13 protein-coding genes and 1 other RNA gene are annotated in these 18,436 nt (G+C 57.3%); 9 read left to right on the plus strand and 5 right to left on the minus strand.

The features are described from left to right. The first annotated feature begins 76 nt into the window (after window positions 1–76). A complete protein-coding gene (locus GA0071314_RS18230; RefSeq protein ID WP_074398024.1) occupies window positions 77–1,396 on the plus strand; it encodes a S41 family peptidase in 1,320 nt (439 codons plus the stop codon). On the opposite strand, the gene GA0071314_RS18235 is transcribed toward GA0071314_RS18230, so the two are convergent. The 4 genes from GA0071314_RS18235 to GA0071314_RS18250 all read right to left on the minus strand — a co-directional run bounded on the left by GA0071314_RS18235 (window position 1,393) and on the right by GA0071314_RS18250 (window position 5,935). Continuing rightward, entirely contained in the window at window positions 1,393–2,643 is a 1,251-nt protein-coding gene (locus GA0071314_RS18235; protein WP_074398025.1) for a UbiH/UbiF/VisC/COQ6 family ubiquinone biosynthesis hydroxylase, read from the minus strand. The two genes, GA0071314_RS18230 and GA0071314_RS18235, sit on opposite strands and share 4 nt — an antisense overlap. Window positions 2,644–2,698: 55 nt before the next feature. Next, a complete protein-coding gene (gene ubiH, locus GA0071314_RS18240; protein WP_074398026.1) occupies window positions 2,699–3,916 on the minus strand; it encodes a 2-octaprenyl-6-methoxyphenyl hydroxylase in 1,218 nt (405 codons plus the stop codon). 80 nt (window positions 3,917–3,996) lie between these two features. Next, complete coding sequence (gene pepP, locus GA0071314_RS18245; protein ID WP_074398028.1) at window positions 3,997–5,337, minus strand: Xaa-Pro aminopeptidase; 1,341 nt, start codon at window positions 5,335–5,337, stop codon at window positions 3,997–3,999. Between the two features lie 19 nt (window positions 5,338–5,356). Then, window positions 5,357–5,935 carry a UPF0149 family protein gene (locus GA0071314_RS18250; protein WP_074398029.1) on the minus strand — a complete coding sequence of 193 codons (579 nt, stop codon included), beginning with the start codon at window positions 5,933–5,935 and terminating at the stop codon, window positions 5,357–5,359. A gap of 154 nt (window positions 5,936–6,089) precedes the next feature. Between GA0071314_RS18250 and GA0071314_RS18255 the strand changes: the two genes are divergently transcribed. The 3 genes from GA0071314_RS18255 to GA0071314_RS18265 all read left to right on the plus strand — a co-directional run bounded on the left by GA0071314_RS18255 (window position 6,090) and on the right by GA0071314_RS18265 (window position 7,253). Further along, the gene (locus GA0071314_RS18255) at window positions 6,090–6,389 is read left to right on the plus strand and encodes a cell division protein ZapA (protein ID WP_074398031.1); all 300 of its coding nucleotides are present in this window, start codon (window positions 6,090–6,092) and stop codon (window positions 6,387–6,389) included. Window positions 6,390–6,441: 52 nt separating this feature from the next. Beyond that, window positions 6,442–6,624: non-coding RNA, 6S RNA (ssrS, locus tag GA0071314_RS18260), on the plus strand. Between the two features lie 8 nt (window positions 6,625–6,632). Further along, window positions 6,633–7,253, plus strand: coding sequence for a 5-formyltetrahydrofolate cyclo-ligase (locus GA0071314_RS18265; protein WP_074398588.1), 621 nt, complete (start codon window positions 6,633–6,635; stop codon window positions 7,251–7,253). A gap of 434 nt (window positions 7,254–7,687) precedes the next feature. On the opposite strand, the gene ilvA is transcribed toward GA0071314_RS18265, so the two are convergent. Then, window positions 7,688–9,202 (minus strand): threonine ammonia-lyase, biosynthetic, encoded by a 1,515-nt coding sequence (gene ilvA, locus GA0071314_RS18270; protein WP_074398032.1) that lies wholly within the window; start codon window positions 9,200–9,202, stop codon window positions 7,688–7,690. Between the two features lie 162 nt (window positions 9,203–9,364). Between ilvA and rpiA the strand changes: the two genes are divergently transcribed. The 5 genes from rpiA to GA0071314_RS18295 all read left to right on the plus strand — a co-directional run bounded on the left by rpiA (window position 9,365) and on the right by GA0071314_RS18295 (window position 18,430). Beyond that, window positions 9,365–10,039: a ribose-5-phosphate isomerase RpiA gene (gene rpiA, locus GA0071314_RS18275; protein WP_074398034.1), complete on the plus strand. Its 675-nt coding sequence runs from the start codon at window positions 9,365–9,367 to the stop codon at window positions 10,037–10,039. A 287-nt stretch (window positions 10,040–10,326) separates the two neighbouring features. Next, window positions 10,327–11,301, plus strand: coding sequence for an NAD-dependent epimerase/dehydratase family protein (locus GA0071314_RS18280; protein ID WP_074398035.1), 975 nt, complete (start codon window positions 10,327–10,329; stop codon window positions 11,299–11,301). Window positions 11,302–11,345: 44 nt separating this feature from the next. Then, the gene (locus tag GA0071314_RS18285) at window positions 11,346–14,156 is read left to right on the plus strand and encodes a bifunctional glycoside hydrolase 114/ polysaccharide deacetylase family protein (protein WP_231896478.1); all 2,811 of its coding nucleotides are present in this window, start codon (window positions 11,346–11,348) and stop codon (window positions 14,154–14,156) included. After that, the gene (locus GA0071314_RS18290) at window positions 14,143–17,811 is read left to right on the plus strand and encodes a tetratricopeptide repeat protein (protein WP_074398036.1); all 3,669 of its coding nucleotides are present in this window, start codon (window positions 14,143–14,145) and stop codon (window positions 17,809–17,811) included. The genes GA0071314_RS18285 and GA0071314_RS18290 overlap by 14 nt, the downstream gene beginning before the upstream one ends. Window positions 17,812–17,893: 82 nt before the next feature. Further along, on the plus strand, window positions 17,894–18,430 hold the full coding sequence (locus GA0071314_RS18295; protein WP_074398038.1) for a hypothetical protein: 537 nt from the start codon (window positions 17,894–17,896) through the stop codon (window positions 18,428–18,430). Window positions 18,431–18,436: the final 6 nt, after the last annotated feature.

Consider the following 18,436-nt stretch of genomic DNA (forward strand, 5'->3'; position numbering starts at 1 on the left):
CGGGATAAGCTGAGTCATTATTATTGTCACTTCGGGTAGCGACGCACGCTGCCCACCTATCGCTCGCGGAGTCTGCATGACGCTATCTGTTACCGAGGTATCGGCCCCCGCCAAACGCCTCTTGGCAACCCTGCTCTCTATCGCTTTACTATCGGCCCCGTTACCGCTGCTGGCTCAACCCAGTAGTGAAGGCAGTGGTGCTGGCGATAGCGTCAGCGACGACTTGCCGCTTGAAGAGATCCAGACATTTGCCGAAGTGTTTGAACGCATTAAACGCGCTTATGTTGAAGAAGTTGACGACCGCACCCTGCTGCGTAATGCCATGCGTGGCATGCTGAGCGAGCTAGACCCTCACTCCGCTTATCTTGATAAAGAGGAATATCAAAGTCTGCGCGAATCCACCGAGGGTGAATTTGGCGGCATCGGTATCGAAGTCGGCATGGAAAACGGCCAGCTCATGGTCATTACTCCGATCGACGATACGCCTGCCTCTCGGGCGGGGCTGATGTCGCGGGATATCATCATCAGCATCGACGGCACCCCTACCGACAACATGTCCTTGCAGGAAGCGGTTACCCTGATGCGCGGCGACCCCGGCACCAAACTGGAGATTTCCGTGCTACGCGCCGGTGAAGACTCTCCTCGGGCCTTCACCCTGACCCGCGAGGTTATCCGCAGCGAAAGCGTTAAACATGAGCTATTGGAAACCGGCTATGGCTATTTACGCATCAGTCAATTCCAGTCGCGTACGCCAGAGCAGGCCCAAAAAGCGCTTGAGAATATGGCCCGCGAACAACCGCTGGAAGGGCTAGTGCTCGATTTACGTAATAATCCCGGCGGCGTTTTACAGGCTGCTGTTGGTGTAGCTGATTTATTTTTAGACGACGGCCTGATTGTCTATACCGAAGGCCGTATTCCCGACAATGAGCTGTCCTTCTCAGCCTCCGCTGATACACCTGCAGCCGACGTGCCACTAGTGGTACTGATCAACGGCGGCAGCGCTTCAGCCGCCGAAATTGTCGCTGGCGCCCTCCAAGACCAGCGCCGTGGCGTCATTATGGGTACGGATAGCTTCGGTAAGGGGTCTGTTCAGCAGATTATGCCACTGGGCAACGGTGAGGGCCTTAAGCTTACCACCGCGCTTTACTACACCCCGGACGGCCGCTCGATTCAAGCACAAGGCATTGAGCCCGACGTTGATGTGGTGCGTGGACGGCTAGAGGTTGCCGAAGGACGGCGCGAGACCCGCGAAGCCGACTTAGAAGGCCACCTTCGCTCCCAGCAGGCTCCGCGTGACCGCGAGGAAGCCTCGCAGCGCCTGCGCGACGACTACCAACTAGGCGAGGCGCTGAACTTGCTGAAAGCATTGAATGTGGTCGACCGCCGTCGTGATTAACGACACGGGGCCGGCAAGCGACCGCGCTCGCCGGTCGCTTGCCGCATAACAAGGCGCTTGAGTGGGGTCAGCCGATGCATGCCGCTCATACCTAGATTACGCATTAGCGTGAGCGCCGGATCGTGGCTACCAAACAGGGTTTTAAAGCCTTTCATCAAGCCAAGCATCGCGCGATTATCCCCACGCCGTCGGCGGGCATAGCGATTCAGTGTGCTCAGCTCTCCCCAAGGAGCCCCCCGCCGCCAAGCCGCGGTGACCTCGTCAGCCAAAACGGCAGCATCCATCAACCCCAGGTTAACTCCCTGGCCAGCGAGGGGGTGCAGGCTATGGGCCGCATCCCCCACTAGCGCAAAATGCGGTTGCACGTAACACGTCGCATGGCGCTGCACCAACGGAAATCGATACGCTCGATCACAGGCAGTAACCGTCCCCATACGACCTGCCAGGGCGCCACCAAGCGCCTCGCCTAACGCCGCTGGGTAAAGCTTGCACAGTTGTTTAGCGTGAGCAGGCGTGGTCGACCACACAATCGAACAATAGTGGGCATCTCTGTCTACCGTTAGCGGCAAAAAGGCCAGCGGACATCCGTCGACAAATGCTTGCCGCGCGGTGTCGCCATGGGGTTTGTCACAGCGCACCGTGGTGACCACGGCATCCTGGCCCATTGCCTCGCTGATCACGTCGATTCCGGCCATGTCACGCAGCAGCGAGCGCGCCCCATCGGCTGCCACCACCAGCGGCGCGTGCAGTGACTGGCCGCTCGCCAAACCCAGCCGACGCCCCGACGCCGAGCCCCCCAATGTTTCTACCGGCGTACCGAAAAACGCGCTAACCCGGCCCTGACCTTGAAGCGTTGTGTGCAACGCCGACAGGGTTACGTCGTTTTCAACGATATGCCCCAACACGGGAACGCCCGCCTCGTCGGCGGAAAAACCAATCTCGCCGCTGCCTTCGGCGTCCCACACCTGCATATGGCGATAGGGGGTGACGCGGGCATTGACCATTAACGGCCAGGCCCCGATATAAGTTAACAGCCGCTGTGAAACCGGCGTCAGTGCGCTGACTCGAGGTGACGGAAGGCCGCTCACCGCATGTGACGGTGGCCGTGCTTTCGCTTCAACCAGCGCCACCCGCATCCCGGCATCGGCCAACAGCCAACTCAAGGTGCTACCCACCATGCCAGCGCCGACCACGATGACGTCAAAGTCACTCGCCGCCGATTTATCTGACTCATTGAACGTCTGCATAACGCTCCTTATGTTGGCTTGATTTTCGTACAAAGCTTGGCGGCGCTGCCAGGGCTCAACGTTCGAGTCCCATTGCTCTGCGCGCTAGCCCTTTACGTAATGGTCCAACGATATTGAGGCCAATCAAGCCAGCCGCTCTGGCATGGGACAATAGGGGGAGCGACAAGCCAAACAGGCGAATCAGCCCATCGCTAAAGCGAATCACGTTGGCGCGGTCGCGCGCACGTTGGCGCTCGAACGCCTGCAGCGTAGTCATATCGCCCAGTGGCCGTTTTGCCCACTCGCCTTCTTCCAGAGCCTCGACCAGATCCATCACGCCACGCAGGGCTAGATTGAAGCCTTGACCAGCTACCGGGTGAAGCGCATGGGCTGCGTTGCCCAACACAGCCAGCCCAGGGCGGACGGGCTCTTCGGCGGTGATTAAATTCAATGGGTAGCTGTGGCGCTGGCCCACCTGAGTAAAGCACCCAACCCGATCGCCAAAGGCGGCCTGGAGTTGCGCCAGGAATTCGCCGTCCGAGAGCGCCAGACGTGCCTGCTCCTGCCCGGTGGTATGCGTCCAGATTAACTCCATTGCCTGCCCCGGTAGGGGAAGTAGCGCAATCGGCCCTGCGCTGGTAAACCGCTCATAGGCGACGCCACGATGTGGCTGACTGACGCCTACGTGGGCAATCAACGCGGTTTGCTGATAGGCCTCGCGGCGGCTGGCTATACCCAGCTGTTCTTTTAACCCTGAGCGCCCACCATCGGCCAACACCGTTAAGGCGCCGTGCAGGCAACTACCATCAGAGAGCCTCAGGTCGTGACCCTGAGGGGTCGGGGTAATGCTCTCGACCTTGGCGGGACAGTGCCATTCAAGGGGTAACGTATTGAGCCGTTGATGAAGCACGCGCCCCATCCAAGCGTTGGGAATCACATGCCCCAGCGCATTGACGCCAAGCTCATCGGCGTTGAGCCGGGTGGCCCCCAGCCGGCCCCGCTCGCTGATATGGATACGCTTTATTGGCGTGGCTTCAGCTTGCATGGCCTCCCAAACGCCCAATTGACGAAAGCGCTGGGCCGAGCCTTCGGCAATGGCGCTGGCGCGGGCATCAAAGCTTGGCTGCCAGCTCTCATCCAGCGACTTAACGGGTAGCGGTGCCGCCTCGATAATGGCGACTTTCCAACCAAAGCGCTCAATCAAGGGAGCCAGGGCACAGCCTAAGCTCGCGCCCACTAACCCGCCCCCCACAATCACAATGTCATGGGTTACCGTTTGCCCAGACGCTTGCATTGGCTCTCTCCCACTGGTGACAACGCTCTCAAGTACAGCGCTTATTGCGTAACGTAAATTACATAATGCACTGCAATGAATTAATCAGATGCCATGAGTGCTTCTATATCGGCGACCCGTTTAGGGACCTGGTCGGTTAGTACCTCGTGCCCCTGATTAGTGACCACCACGTTGTCCTCAATGCGGATGCCAATGCCTCGATACGCTACCGGTATGTCCGTTTCATCCGGAATATAAAGACCCGGCTCAACGGTCAGCACCATACCGGGCTCAAGCGGCCGGGGGGTGTCTGCGTTAAGACGGTAGGTGCCCACATCGTGCACATCCAGCCCCAGCCAGTGCGACGTCGAATGTAGATAAAACCGCCGGTAGTGCTGCTCGTCGATGCAGGTTTGCAGCTCGCCTTCCAGCAGACCAAGCTCAATCAACCCAGCGGTCAAGTCGGCTACCACACCCTTATGGATGTCGGCGAGGGTGACGCCAGGCTGAATAGCCGCAACGGCGCGCTCCTGGGCGTGAAGCACCACTTGATAAAGCGCACGCTGTGCATCGTTGAAACGCCCAGAGACAGGGAAGGTACGGGTAATATCGCCTGCATAGAGCTCAAATTCCGCGCCTGCATCAATCAATACCAGTTCGCCGTCAGCCAGCGGTGCGCTGTTCTCAATGTAGTGCAACACGCAAGCATTGGCACCGCCGCCCACAATGGTGCTGTAGGCCGGGCCGCTGCCGCCCTGCCAGACAAACTCATGCTCTAATTCAGCTTGTAACTGGTACTCACTAAGGCCAGGCCTCGCCGTGCACATGGCACGCACATGCGCATGGGCCGAAATTGCCGTGGCATGACGCAATAGGGCGATCTCCGCCTCGCTCTTAATCTGGCGCATGGCATGAATCAGCGGATTAACATCCATCCAGCCCTTTAACGCGGGAAGTCCACGGCGTTGGCCTGCCTTGGCCTGAGACAAGGCTTCTTCAGCAATATCGAGGGCACCGTCATGATCAAGCGGTAAATAGAGCAGTTCACGGCCCGCCAGCAGCTCAGGCATCATGGCTTCGCGCTCGGCGTTTTCGAATGCCTGATCAATGCCGTGCGCTGTTATCACCCCTTGAGCGCCCAGCCGTCGCCCTGTCCAGGCTTCCATGGTGGGATCACGGTCCTGGCAAAACACCACGCTTTGACCTGCTTCACGCCCCGGCAACAGCACCAGCAGGGCATCCGGCTCGCTGATACCTGTGAGGTAGTAAAAATCACTGCTTTGCCGGAACGTGTACTCGCTGTCGTTGGAGCGCGTCACCAACGAGCCCCCCGGTAAAATAACGGCGGCATTAGTCAGCAACTGGGCCATTAGTGTGTCGCGCCGCTGGTGATACTCTGCCCGCGTGATAGCTGGCGGGCGAGGCAATACATCAGTCAACATAGCGTTTTCCAACAACAGTTTAATGAACGGGCGTATCGGTTTTCTCGACCTGCGGCTGACCAGGGTGCTGCTCGGTATACAGCAGCATAGCGGCCATACGGGCATGCTCGGTAAGCGCAAATAGATCGTTTTCGTTTTCAGGGCTATCGTCGATGTCGGTATCGATTCGGCCTAACCCTTCTAGGTCACTTATTGCCTCGCGTAGCGCCTGTGACCAGCGCTCGCGCAGCTCGTTGTCAGCTACCTCATCGACTACTTCGATAAAGCCCAGCGTCCACTCTTTAAGGCCCTGTGCCTGCTCGCCCAAAGAAAACAGTTCATCAGGTAGCAGCGGCGTATAATCTAGGTCGCTGGCGCTTAGCGCCTCCAGGGTTTGCCGCCGCCACCCAAGTAGGCGTTCGGCGCTAGCGGGATCACGAGGCTGGTCCACACCGAGGCTTAAGCAGACCTCCTCCAGCCAGGTTTGGGCATCCACATCGCGCAAGGCAAGCAGTGCGCATAACCGACCATCGAGAAAGGCGGGCGACTGCATGCTTCCGTGCAACAAAAAAACATCGGCGACATCCGAAAAATCTTGGCGTTCGTCAATTAGCGACATGGTCTTCACTCGTCAAATGGGTTTGCGATCATATGCCGCTCCGGCTTGCGCGTTGACCCCGTGCAAGCCGCTCTCTTATAGTGAACGACATCGTCCTTCCTATGCAGTGATGTTAACGCATTGGGCATCCCTTTGACCCGTGCCGGAGTTTGTCATGAGTAACACTAAGCGGCCTACTACCGAAATCAGCCTATTGGGGCGTGATTACGTGATTGCTTGCGACCCCGGTGAAGAAGCCAAGCTTGAACGCGCGGCCCGCTACCTGGATCGCGCCATGCAGGGTATCCAGGCACAAAGTAGCCTGCTGGGAAGTGAGCGTATCGCCATTATGGCAGCACTCAACATTACCCACGAATTGCTTGAGGCAATGGACGAACATCGCGCCGGGGAAGCCAGCTTGAACCGGCTAAATGAGCGGCTCGAACACGCTTTGTCACAAACTCGCAAGCCGTGAGGTCGTTTAACGCAAGCCTTTGGCATTGGCCCCCGCTCTGTTAGGATAACCAAGTTCTCTGGGGTGTGCGCCAGTCGTTATAGTCCCTCGAGCCTATGCGTAATACCCAGGGGGCCAAATGCTAGCCAGGCCCGTGTGCATGTCCGTGCGTCGGAAAGCCTGACGGTTTGGCTGCGGCCACCCACCTGAACCAGTAGGTTCAGGGCCAGAACGACAGCGGCACTCTGGGGAACACTCATTATGATGGACAGCCTCCACAGCGCTGACCAAAAAAGGATGCTACGGCGTGAATTGCGCCAGCGGCGTCGATCGCTTTCACCACGAGAGCAACGCGAAGCGGCCTCCCGCCTTTGCCAGCAACTCAAGCGCCTTCCCGAAATCCGCCGTGCCCGGCGAATTAGCCTCTACCTACCCGTGATGGGTGAAATCGACCCAACCCCGTTAATTCCCTGGCTGCGGCGACGCGGGGTAACCGTTTATTTACCAGTGTTGCGGCCATTCGTAGCTAATACGCTGTGGTTTGTGGCTTATCATGCGCATACCCCGATGGTTAAAAATCGCTTCGGCATCGCCGAACCCGACACCCGCTTTGCGGCCAAACGCCTAAACCGCCTTCCCGCGTGGGCATTAGATACGTTGATAGTGCCGCTGGTCGGTTTTGACGCCCAGGCCAATCGCATGGGTATGGGAGGCGGTTTTTATGATCGCAGCCTCGCCTTTATGCGTCGCCCTGGTCCTAAGCCTACGCTGCTGGGCGTGGCCCACGCTTGCCAGCAGGTAGACACCCTACCCGTCGAACCCTGGGACATACCGTTAAACGCCGTGGTGAGCGATCAACATATCATTCGCCCTGGGGATGTTTAATCGGCCTCATAGCAAAACGGGCTGGCCCAAAGGCCAGCCCGCTCGACGTTGAGCATATTATTTATTTTGCCAAGGTATGGGTTAACTTCCCGATAACGCCTGCGCGTAGCCGGTGGCTAATACCCCGAGCGCAAACACAATCATCAGTGCCATTACCATGTCGGGCTTTTTACGCCGCATATTGCTTCTCCAACCCCCTGAGTGTTGCCAATGCAATAAAACGTCACCTAGCTTACCCAATTATGAGCAGCCTAATACTGCCCTGATGACGCCTTTCATTAATTTCGCCTCTGACTATAGGGCCAATAGGCTACCGTTGACAACGGTTTAAACGGCAATATGCTACGAAAAAATAATCGCACAGCGTTTCTTAATAGGCTGACTCATGGCGGCCTGCAATGCGAGTAACCACTAACTCATTATGCGGAGGAATATTACGCCATAAATAACCGGTAAGCGGGATTATCACTTTCCCGCCAGTAGCGGTATCCAATGGTATCCAAATGCTCCGCGACGTGTGTGCGGTCACCGTTGGGGACTTGCATGCCAACCAGGACGCGGCCATAGGCGGCCCCGTGGTTACGATAATGAAACAACGAAATATTCCAGTCGTGAGGCAGCTGGGTAAGGAAGTTCATCAGCGCCCCTGGGCGCTCAGGAAACTCAAAGCGGTACAGCTCTTCTTCAAAATGTTCACTAGGGCGACCGCCACTCAAGTGACGAATATGCAACTTAGCCAACTCGTTATCAGTCAAGTCTTCAACCTGGTATCCCGCTTCTCGGAGCTTGTCGATAACCGCCTGGCGGTCTTCACCGCCGGGCTTTACCTGCACCCCGACAAAAATATGCGCTTCACTGTTGTCCGCATAGCGATAGCTAAATTCCGTTACCATGCGCTTGCCCAGCGTGCGGCAGAACTTTTTAAAGCTACCCGGTTTTTCGGCAATCGTCACCGCCAGGATAGCCTCACGCTGCTCACCAAGCTCGGTCCGCTCGGCAATATGCTGGAGACGGTCGAAGTTGGTGTTGGCCCCGGAATTGATACACAGCAGGGTTTCGCCTTCCGCGCCGGTTTGCTGAATATATTTTTTCAGCCCGGCCAACGATAGCGCGCCTGAAGTTTCCGCGACGGCACGGGTATCTTCAAAAATGTCTTTGACCGCGGCGCACATTTCGTCGGCGGTGACGGTAATCACATCGTCGATAATGTCTTTCACCAGCGAGAAGGGCACTTCACCAATCTGCGCCACAGCGACACCTTCGGCAAAAACGCCCACCTGGTCCAGCACTACCCGCTCACCGGCTTCCAGTGCCGCCTTCAGGCAAGCACTATCCTCGGATTCGACGCCAATAACCTTGATATCTGGGCGCAGGTACTTGACGTAAGCCGCAATACCGGCAATCAGGCCACCGCCGCCCACTGGCACAAAAATAGCGTCGAGACGCCCCGCCTGCTGGCGCAGGATTTCCACCGCGATGGTGCCTTGGCCGGCAACCACATCGATGTCATCGAAGGGCGGAATATAGGTGTAGCCGTGCTCCTTGATGAGTTCCTGGGCATGCTCGGCGGCGGCTGCAAAGGCATCCCCCTTTAGCACCACCTTGGCGCCCCGGGCACGCACCGCCTGCACTTTAATTTCAGGGGTAATGCGCGGCATCACAATGACCGCTTTTACGCCCATCAATTTGGCGGCCATGGCAAGCCCCTGAGCATGATTGCCCGCAGAGGCGGCAATCACGCCTTTGGCTTTTTGTTCTTCGCTGAGCTGGGCCATTTTATTGTAGGCCCCGCGGATCTTGAACGAGAAAACCGGCTGTAGGTCTTCGCGCTTGATTAAAATCTGGTTATTGAAACGACGCGACAAAAAGGGAGCAGGCGAAATGGGGGTCTCACAAGCGGCCTCGTAAACGTGGGCCTGGAGGATCTTTTTGACGGTAGCTTCAAGCATGCGGAGAATTCCAATGAAGAGCATAACCCTGACGGGCGTGGGGAAAACCCCTATTGGTAGCAGATTACGCCTTACGTCGTCCAGCGGCGTTTTGATCGGCAGGCCGCGTTCGCGTCGTTATAATGAGCAGTGAGTCCAATGTTCCCAGCGAAAAGGCATACCATGACCCAAGACGAACTCAAGGCCGCCGTCGCGGATAAAGCGATCAGTGAAATTGAACCCTGGCTAGAGAAAGATACCGTGCTGGGCATCGGCACCGGCTCGACAGCCAATCTGTTTATCGATCGACTCAAGCCGCTCCGGGATCAATTCAAGGGCGCGGTGGCGAGCTCAGAGGCCAGCGCCCAACGCTTGTCGGCGCTGGGCATCGAGGTATTCGAGCTTAATAGTGTGGGCACGATGCCCTTTTATATCGACGGTGCTGACGAAGTGACCGCTCACTTACAGATGATCAAAGGCGGTGGGGCTGCACTCACTCGTGAAAAAATCGTGGCGGCCTGCGCAGAGCGTTTCATTTGCATTGCCGACCACTCTAAGTATGTCGCCCAGCTTGGCCATTTTCCGTTGCCGGTGGAAGTCATTCCCATGGCCCGCTCCTATGTTGCCCGCCAGCTTGTCACCCTGGGTGCCGAGCCAGTGTATCGACAAGGCGTGGTCACCGATAACGGCAACCAGATTATCGACTGCTATGAATTTATGATCGACGACCCTGTCGCCATGGAAGCTAAAATTAACGCCATCGTCGGTGTCGTCACTAATGGCTTATTTGCTGCCCGAGGGGCCGACATACTGTTATTAGGCAATCCAGAAGGCGTTGAACGGATCACGCTACGCTGACTGACACCGCCAGCTTTTAACTTTTCCAGGCCAGCTTTTACGCTGGCCTTTGTTTTATAGGGCAACGCGGATAAAAAACGGCGACTCTTCCTCCCCTCTTTCCCCCGCTCATCACTCGAGTATGAGTAAAAGCATGCTTTGCTTGTTAGCAATTCCATTACCCCGGCTATTGCGCGAATTGTAATTATAATTAAACATTAAGATACAAATTGTTTCAAAAACTAAAGCGCTGACTAAGCCCATATGCCGCAGGCGTCATCAGCCAATAAGGGATAGGGAGCATGATCATGGACAACGACGACAAGCATGTTCTGGTAACGGGGGGAGCGGGTTTTATTGGCTCTCATACAGTCGACCTGCTGTTAGCCAGCGGGTACTCGGTACGCGTACTGGATAATTTCTCAAGCGGTTGCGTTGCCAACCTTCCTCAACATGAACACCTGGAAATTGTTCAAGGCGATATTCGTTCCCGCGACGATGTCAGCACTGTGATGCTAGGCATCACTCACTGCCTGCATCTTGCCGCTCAGGTATCTGTTTCCCGCTCGGTTGAAGACCCTTACGACTCTGCCACACATAACATCCTTGGGGCGCTTAACGTAATGCAAGCGGCGGCCCAGGCAAAGGTCACGAAGCTCGTTTATGCCTCTTCTGCTGCGGTGTACGGCACGCCTACACAACTGCCGCTTGGCGAAGAAACCCCTCTACAGCCCCTGTCACCTTACGGGCTGGAAAAATGGGTGGATGAGCGCTACGCAGACCTGTTAGCAAGTCTGCATCATTTACCCAGCTTGGGGCTGCGCTACTTTAACGTTTACGGCCCGCGCCAAGATCCCCACTCACCTTACGCCGGTGTCGTGGCACGCTTTATCGATAGAATGCTCACCGATCAAGCCCCCGTCGTTTTTGGCGATGGTAGCCAATCGCGCGATTTTATTTACGTCGGCGATGTGGCCCGCGCCAACCTTACTGCGCTGTTCAGCGCGCAATGCGGTATTTGCAACGTCGCGACAGGCCAGCGGATTGATCTGCTTGAACTAATCGACCTGTTGACCCAATTAACCGGCTGCCCCTTACCCACTAAGCACCTGCCCGCAAAGGCGGAAGACATCCACCATTCTTATGGGGACCCTCAGCGCTTAGCCGATTGGTTATCACTCACCCCGCAATGGACGCTGCGCGAAGGGCTGAGCGAACTAATTCATGACTACCGTCAAACCATGCTCCGTCACACGCCCCCCCCGCTGATAATGAACGCCTGATAAACGCGCCGGGTTCATGCGAACTTACCGATAAAGGTGATGCTGTGGCTACTTATCTCTTCCGCGGACTGCTGTTGGCACTAACCATGCTAAACAGTGGCCTGGTGCATGCGGCCACAACGCCTGACCCACCCAGCGTTGCGTTCTACTACGGTAATGACGCCCCCACCGAGCTGCTCTCACAATTCGACTGGATCGTGGTCGAAGCAGCCAATATTGATGGCGACCATTATCGCCAACTGGAACAGCACGGCGGACAGCTTTTCGCCTATGTAAGTATTGGTGAGCTCGATGCATGGCGGGAAACCAATACCCCCATTGCCGAAGAGGCACTGGTCACCCGTAACGATGCCTGGAATAGCCAGGTGGCCGACCTAACCGCCCCTGAGTGGCAGCAGTGGTTGATCGAGGAGCACGTTCGCCCGCTTTGGGACGCCGGCTATCGAGGCCTGTTTCTCGATACCCTGGATAGCTATCGCCTATTTGCGCCTGACGGAGACGCCGCTGGGCGCCAGCAGGATGCCCTGGTGGAGATCATTGCCCAGATCAAACGCCAATTTCCCGATATGCAGTTGATACTTAACCGTGGGTTTGAAGTCCTAGACCGCGTTCACGGCGATGTGGTTGGGGTGGCGGCTGAGTCACTCTATCGCGGCTGGAATCCTACCACTGAAGTCTTTGGGGCGGTGCCTGACGAAGATCAGACTTGGCTTTACAAACAGCTTGCCCGGGTCAGGGATGACTATCGACTGCCTGCGATTGCCATTGACTATGTCCCCGCCAATAACCGCTCGTTAGCGCGAGAAACCGCCCAGCGCATTCATGCCGAAGGATTTATTCCCTGGGTAAGCGTGCCGCATCTCAATCAAATGGGCGTCGGGCTAATCGAAGCCATGCCGCGACGGGTGTTGATCCTGTTTGATAAAGCTAAAACGGAAGCTGGCGAGCTAGCCTACACCAACGCCCACCGCTATCTGGCGATGCCCCTGGAGTACCTAGGCTACGGGGCTGAGTATCGCGACGTTAACGACCCGCTACCCAACGATATCCTGCATGGCCGCTACGCTGGGGTGGTGACTTGGTTTGATGAGTCGCTGACCGGTGCATCGCATTATGCGCCTTGGTTGCAACACCAGTTGGAAAACGGCCTGCGCGCAGCGATCGTGGGTGACCCTGGGGTGCCACTATCAGGCGCGCTAGGCAGTTTAATGGGCGTGCGCGAAGTCAGCGGTCTCGCGGCCGCCTCATTGACGCTGCTTAACCATGACGAACTGGTTGATTTTGAGGGTTTTTCTCACCCATCTCCCGCTCCTCAAACCAGCTACCAAATACTCGACAGCACCATCACGTCGCACCTTACATTAAGCGATAAACGGCAGCGGCGCTTTTCACCCATCCTCACCGGCCATTGGGGGGGGCTTGCAAGCTACCCGTGGATTTTCGAGCAGGCAAGTGAAACGCAAATGCGCTGGAACCTTGATCCCTTTGCGTTTTTACAGCGCGCCTTAGCACTACCTGAAATGCCGATTCCCGATGCCACCACCGAAAATGGTGCCCGCTATTGGATGACCCAAATCGACGGCGATGCCTTTGTCAGCCGCGCTGATCTGCCCGGCACACCCTTCACCGGCGAACTGATGCTGTCGGATATTTTAAGACGCTACCAGGTGCCCACTACGGTATCGATTATTGAAGGCGAGATAGGCCCCGAAGGCCTCTATCCCCAGCATCGCGCGACGCTGGAGCCTTTGGCACGACGTATTTTCAGCCTCCCCTGGGTCGAGGTGGCAACGCATACCTTTAGCCATCCTTTCGAGTGGGAAAGCCTTCGGGAAGACGACTTCGCAGGTCAAGGCCAAACCCTTGCCAAGTTCAATTACAACCTGCCGATTCCCAATTATCGCTTCTCATTGCGGCGTGAAATCGAAGGTTCCAGTGACTATATCAACCGCGAACTGGCACCCGCCAATAAGCCGGTCAACGTAGTTCTGTGGACAGGTAACGCACTGCCGCCTGAAAAAGCCTTGGCAATTGCTGATGAACTGGGGCTACGCAATCTAAACGGCGGTAACACAAGCGTTACCCATAGCAACCCGACCATGACCAACGTATCGCCCATGCTGCGCCCGCAAGGCCAATACCTCCAGGTTTACGCCCCACAGATTAATGAAAATGTGTATACCAACAACATGTTAGGTCCTCTGTGGGGCTACCGACGGGCAATCGAGACCTATCAGCTCACCGACCAACCGCGCCGCTTAAAGCCCATCGATGTTTACTACCACTTCTACTCCGCCGCAAGCCCCGGCGCGCTACGTGCCCTCCATCAGGTGTATGAGTATGTACTCACCCAGGAAACATTGCCGCTGTATGCCAGTGCCTGGAGCGATGTGGCCACCCAGTGGTACCACACCGGTATCGCTAAACGGTTAGACGGCGGTTGGCAGATCAAAGGGGCTGACCACATGCGCACCCTACGACTCCCCACCGTCATGGGCTGGCCTGATCTTGAACGCTCTGACGGAGTTGCGGGCGTTCGCGACATCCCTGTGGGTCGCTATATCGCGCTCTCAGGCGAAGAGAATGCCACGCTTTACGTAACTTCCAGCCAACCGCAAACGCCTCACTTGCGCTATGCCAACGGACGTATCACCGAGTGGCAGGCAAGCCCGACTGGGCAACTCAGCTTTAGTATTGCCGCCGAACAGGTACCGTTAAAGGTTGAGCTTGGCGCCACTCAAAACTGCCAGGTTTCGGCCCCCGGGGCACGCATTGATCAGCGGGGTAACGCTACCCTGCTCGCCTTTGACCACGCTCGCGCTGAGCGGATCGAGGTGCGCTGTGCAACACGCTAAGCCTAAAGTCACTACCGACATGCTGCGCCAACGGCGCTTAATCCGCCCGTTAACCCTGCGTCTGGTGGCCTTGGCCATTGCCCTGATGCTGGTCTTGCTGTTTCCCGCCCACCATCTGCTGACGCTTGAGAACAGCGACAGCATGCCGAGTCGAATTTCACTGCTCTACTCCCAGGCGCTGCTAAATACCAACCCTGATAACGTAGAGCTTCGCGTCAACCTGGCAAGCAAGCTGCTTAAAGTGGGCGACGCCCCGCTTGCCCGTACCATCCTGTTGCCGCTACAAGACACAGACGATGTAGCAATTCAGTGGCTGCGCCTATCCATTGAGTGGCAGTTGCTGGCGGCGGTCACGGCAGAACAGCCAGACCGGCAACAAGCCGCTCAATACTTTCAGACAATCCTAGAGGCTTTTCAGGCCAACACCCATCTTCCTGCTGAGTATCTGGAACGTATGGCTGATTATTGGCTGGCTATTGAGCATCCTTCGCAGGCGGCCATGCTTTACGAGCGCCTTGCTGACCAGCAGGTCGATCGACAATATCATTGGTTATCACTGGCCGGTTACTGGTGGCTGCGTGCTGGCCATCCAGAGCGCTCGGCCGCCGCCTGGCATCGTGCGTATCGGGTTGCTGAAACACCCCGCTTAACGCTGGGCTGGCTTTCCTGGCTGATTGCCCCAGCGCATGCCCAACAAAATGACGATAGCGCTGAATCACCGCGTCGCACGGCTGCGCTTGAGGCTCTGCGCTCCGCCCAACAGAGTCAGCAGGATGAAGGGGTCGAGTATGCCCGCGAGTATTTGGCGGCATTTCCCAACGACCGCGAACTGCTCGACTTAGGTGTCCGCTTAGCGCTTGCCCATGATCAGCCGCAGCAAGCGCTTGACTGGTCACAGCGACTGATCGACCAACAACCTGATACAGCTAACTTAGAGCGTCACTTGAGCATTGCGCTGGGCCTCAACGATCAAGCCAGCGCCATGAAGTCGCTTGAGCAACTGCGCCGCCAGCATCCAAACAATCTCGATTACCTTGAGCAGCTCACCCAAACGCAACAGTGGTCCGGCGATGCCCCAGGGGCCCTGAAGAATGCTGAGCAACTCGCGCGCCAAACAGACAAGGAAAGCCATAATCGGTGGGTTATCGCGCTGGCTCTCAGTGTCCGTGAGCGTCCTGCCGCCATTCGTGCCCTGAGCCGGTTGGAACGAAAGCGTCAGCTGACGTTGGAAGATCGCCGCTTATGGGCTGATTTGCTTGAACAATTGGGCGACCCCGATGCCGCCATCGAGCATATACAAGCCTGGCAGGCGGCCGGCATTCGTGATGAAGCGTTAGGCATTCGCCTAGCCACCTGGCTTGAACAAACCGGACGTCTGGATGAAGCCACTGAAAGCTGGGCGGCACTCAATGCCCGCTATGGGGCACGGCCTGAATTTATTCAGGCACAACAACAGCTAATGAGCCAAAACTGGCAGTTGGATAGCGCCTTGCAACTACTCGGCCAGCCCACGGACAGCGCCAACACCGACTCTGACCAACACCGTGCTGAGCTGGCTTGGCAGCTGGGTGACACCCAGGCCAGCATGGTCGCCTATAGTGCGCTGTTTGAGCAGGATGCTCTGGACGCCGAAGGCGCCTCGCGACTCATCCAGGCCGCCGCCGATAACGATAACCTCAACCTCGCCATGCGGGTGACCGAGCATCGCTGGTCCCAGGCGCGTGACGGCGACGCGCTAATTCAAATGCTCTATTTAGCTCAGCGCGACCGTCAGCCAGCCTTGACTCAATCGCTATTAGCAATGGCAGAGCAAGCGCCTGAAACATTTGAGCCATCCGCCGATTATTGGGCTGCGCTAGCGCAGCAAGCACTGCTTCAACGAGCACCCGATGAGGCCGTCGAGGCTTACCAAAAAGCCCTTGCGCGCTCACCCCAGGACCCTGGCCTGCGCGCCGGCATGCTGTATGCGTTAATCGCCTCAGGTGATGAAGAAGAACTGCGTGGACGCATAACAGAGTGGCAGGATCAAGCCGCTCAAACCCCCGCCATGATGAGCGCCATAGCCGATGCACAGCGATTTTTAGGCAATCTTGACCAAGCACTTGTGTGGTATGCCTTAGCGGGCGACGCAGGCGTGCTGGATGCATGGCAGCAGCTTTACCATGCCGATGCCCTGAGCCAGAGCGGTGAAGAAGCACTGGCGTTTAACATGCGCTTGGCCGCCTTCGCCGAGCTTTCGCCATCGTTTACCTCAGCGCTAGAGGCTCCCCTGAGCGAGGCGCAACGCCGCGACCATACCCAGGCGATGGCACTAGTGGCCAAACGGCATGGCCCCGATAGCGTGCGCAGCTGGTATGGCCAACTCGTGACCAATGCCTTGGCTGAAAAGCCCATTCAGGCCAGCGACAGTGAATGGCTGTTCGATGCGCACATGGCCATGCAACAGCCCATTCACGCCCGTTATTTGCTACTCCGCGCCCAGTCACAGGGGCATGTCAGCCCCGCCTGGCAAACGCTGGCTGTGGCCTTAGCAAAGAATGATCGCGACACTCTGGCACAACTGCTGGATAGCGATGCCGGGCGCGAACTTTCGGCCACCGATCGCTTGGCGATTATGCGCCAGCTCGACCGCCGTCAAACCGCCCGCACACTCGCCAAACGGCTCACCGCCGAGGGCATGGACCGACGGCATGATATCGTTGAACTGGCGGCCGATATGCCCCACCGGCTGGCCACTTCCGCTGAATATCAGCGCCTGGGCGAGCTGGATATCACCTCGCAGGAAGCGCTATACCAGGTGAGCGGAGAGCGTTTTTGGGGCCAGCTTACGCTGGTGCAACGTCAGCTTGACGCCCAGGACGAGATTGCCGATAGCCAAGGCGTCACCGATGAACAAGACACCGAATTGACACTAGGTTTTAACGGCACACGACTTGATACCACTCTTACGCTGGGCCAATTACACACAGAGCGCCACAACCGGCTTTACGCTGGTGCGTCGCAACGCTGGCAGGCAACCTCACGTTTGGCGGGCACGCTGTACGGTGAAGTTAGTCATGTATCCGACATTAACGACACCCTGCGGCTGCTCGCCGTCGAAGACCGAGTCGGCGCTCAGTTGGAATGGACTCCCACCGCCCGAGATACCCTCACTCTAGAGGCTAGCCACGTGAGTCTACGCAGCCGCGAAACGCGCGATTCCCTCGGCGATGGCTATCGGGTGGACGCCGAGTTGCGTCATGCATTGCTGAAAGGAGCCACCCGTCAGTTGGATCTAAGCGTGTTAGCAAATCATGCCGACTATTCCATCGACCAACTGCCTGATGATATCCGCCAGCGGCTGCCAGCCACTTTTCAAACCGATGACCTACTCACCGATCAATCGAGCTTTGTTGGCGTCGGCGTTGCTCTGCGCCGCGGCGACCCTGCCAGCACCGCGCCTTTATTGGCGTCGCCGAGTTTCGAGCTGGCGTTGGAAGCGGGTTATCAGCTACCCGAAAACGATATTGGTCTCAACGCACGTTTTGCCCTGGGTAGCCGGCTTTTCGGCAACGATTCACTCAGTCTGAGCGTAGAAGCTGACCAAGGGTCGGGGAATGATGGCGACACCAACCTCGGCGTTTCACTGACGTATCAATACTTCCTGGGGCACTGACGATGTCACAGGCAACCCAACGGCCACGCCGTTACCCCTACCACTGCTTGAGGCGCCGACCTAGCGCCCTGGAGATACCGCGATGCGTATTATTCGATTAAGGCCGTTGGTACAGCTGGTGCTGCTCGGCGTGTTAATGCTAACTGGCTGCGCGGTCACGGATGTTCACCGCACAGAACCGCTAAGCCGCCAAGCGCAATGGGCTTTACTGCCTATCGCCAATCATTCCGAAACGCCGCTGGCAGGACAGAAGGCGGAAGCCAGCCTGCTGACGCTTTTGCATCAGCAAGGCATAAGCTCGCTAAGCCAAGCACCACGCCCAGCCCAGCAAAACTTATTAGCGCTGCCCAGTGAGCAGGACTATCAAACGGCGCTTGACTGGGCTCAGCAGCAAGGGGTTCGTTACGCGTTAACGGGCTCCGTGGATGAGTGGCAATACAAAGCCGGCTTGGATGGCGAACCCGCCATTGGCATCAGTTTGCGCGTGGTGGATGTTAATACGGGAGATATTTTATGGAGCGCCAGCGGCGCACGCACTGGCTGGGGATTTAGTACCACCAGCGGCGTGGCGCAGAAACTGATGGCGGAGTTAGTCGACACCCTGCCCGTGCAGCAGTGAGGCCAC

This window comes from Halomonas sp. HL-93 (assembly GCF_900086985.1).
GTDB lineage: Bacteria > Pseudomonadota > Gammaproteobacteria > Pseudomonadales > Halomonadaceae > Vreelandella.

What these genes read in the sequence shown, in the direction of transcription:
- GA0071314_RS18230 (WP_074398024.1), top strand. Translation starts at nt 77, where the DNA reads ATGACGCTATCTGTTACCGAGGTATCGGCCCCCGCCAAACGCCTCTTG.
- GA0071314_RS18235 (WP_074398025.1), bottom strand. Translation starts at nt 2,643, where the DNA reads ATGCAGACGTTCAATGAGTCAGATAAATCGGCGGCGAGTGACTTTGAC.
- ubiH (WP_074398026.1), bottom strand. Translation starts at nt 3,916, where the DNA reads ATGCAAGCGTCTGGGCAAACGGTAACCCATGACATTGTGATTGTGGGG.
- pepP (WP_074398028.1), bottom strand. Translation starts at nt 5,337, where the DNA reads ATGTTGACTGATGTATTGCCTCGCCCGCCAGCTATCACGCGGGCAGAG.
- GA0071314_RS18250 (WP_074398029.1), bottom strand. Translation starts at nt 5,935, where the DNA reads ATGTCGCTAATTGACGAACGCCAAGATTTTTCGGATGTCGCCGATGTT.
- GA0071314_RS18255 (WP_074398031.1), top strand. Translation starts at nt 6,090, where the DNA reads ATGAGTAACACTAAGCGGCCTACTACCGAAATCAGCCTATTGGGGCGT.
- GA0071314_RS18265 (WP_074398588.1), top strand. Translation starts at nt 6,633, where the DNA reads ATGGACAGCCTCCACAGCGCTGACCAAAAAAGGATGCTACGGCGTGAA.
- ilvA (WP_074398032.1), bottom strand. Translation starts at nt 9,202, where the DNA reads ATGCTTGAAGCTACCGTCAAAAAGATCCTCCAGGCCCACGTTTACGAG.
- rpiA (WP_074398034.1), top strand. Translation starts at nt 9,365, where the DNA reads ATGACCCAAGACGAACTCAAGGCCGCCGTCGCGGATAAAGCGATCAGT.
- GA0071314_RS18280 (WP_074398035.1), top strand. Translation starts at nt 10,327, where the DNA reads ATGGACAACGACGACAAGCATGTTCTGGTAACGGGGGGAGCGGGTTTT.
- GA0071314_RS18295 (WP_074398038.1), top strand. Translation starts at nt 17,894, where the DNA reads ATGCGTATTATTCGATTAAGGCCGTTGGTACAGCTGGTGCTGCTCGGC.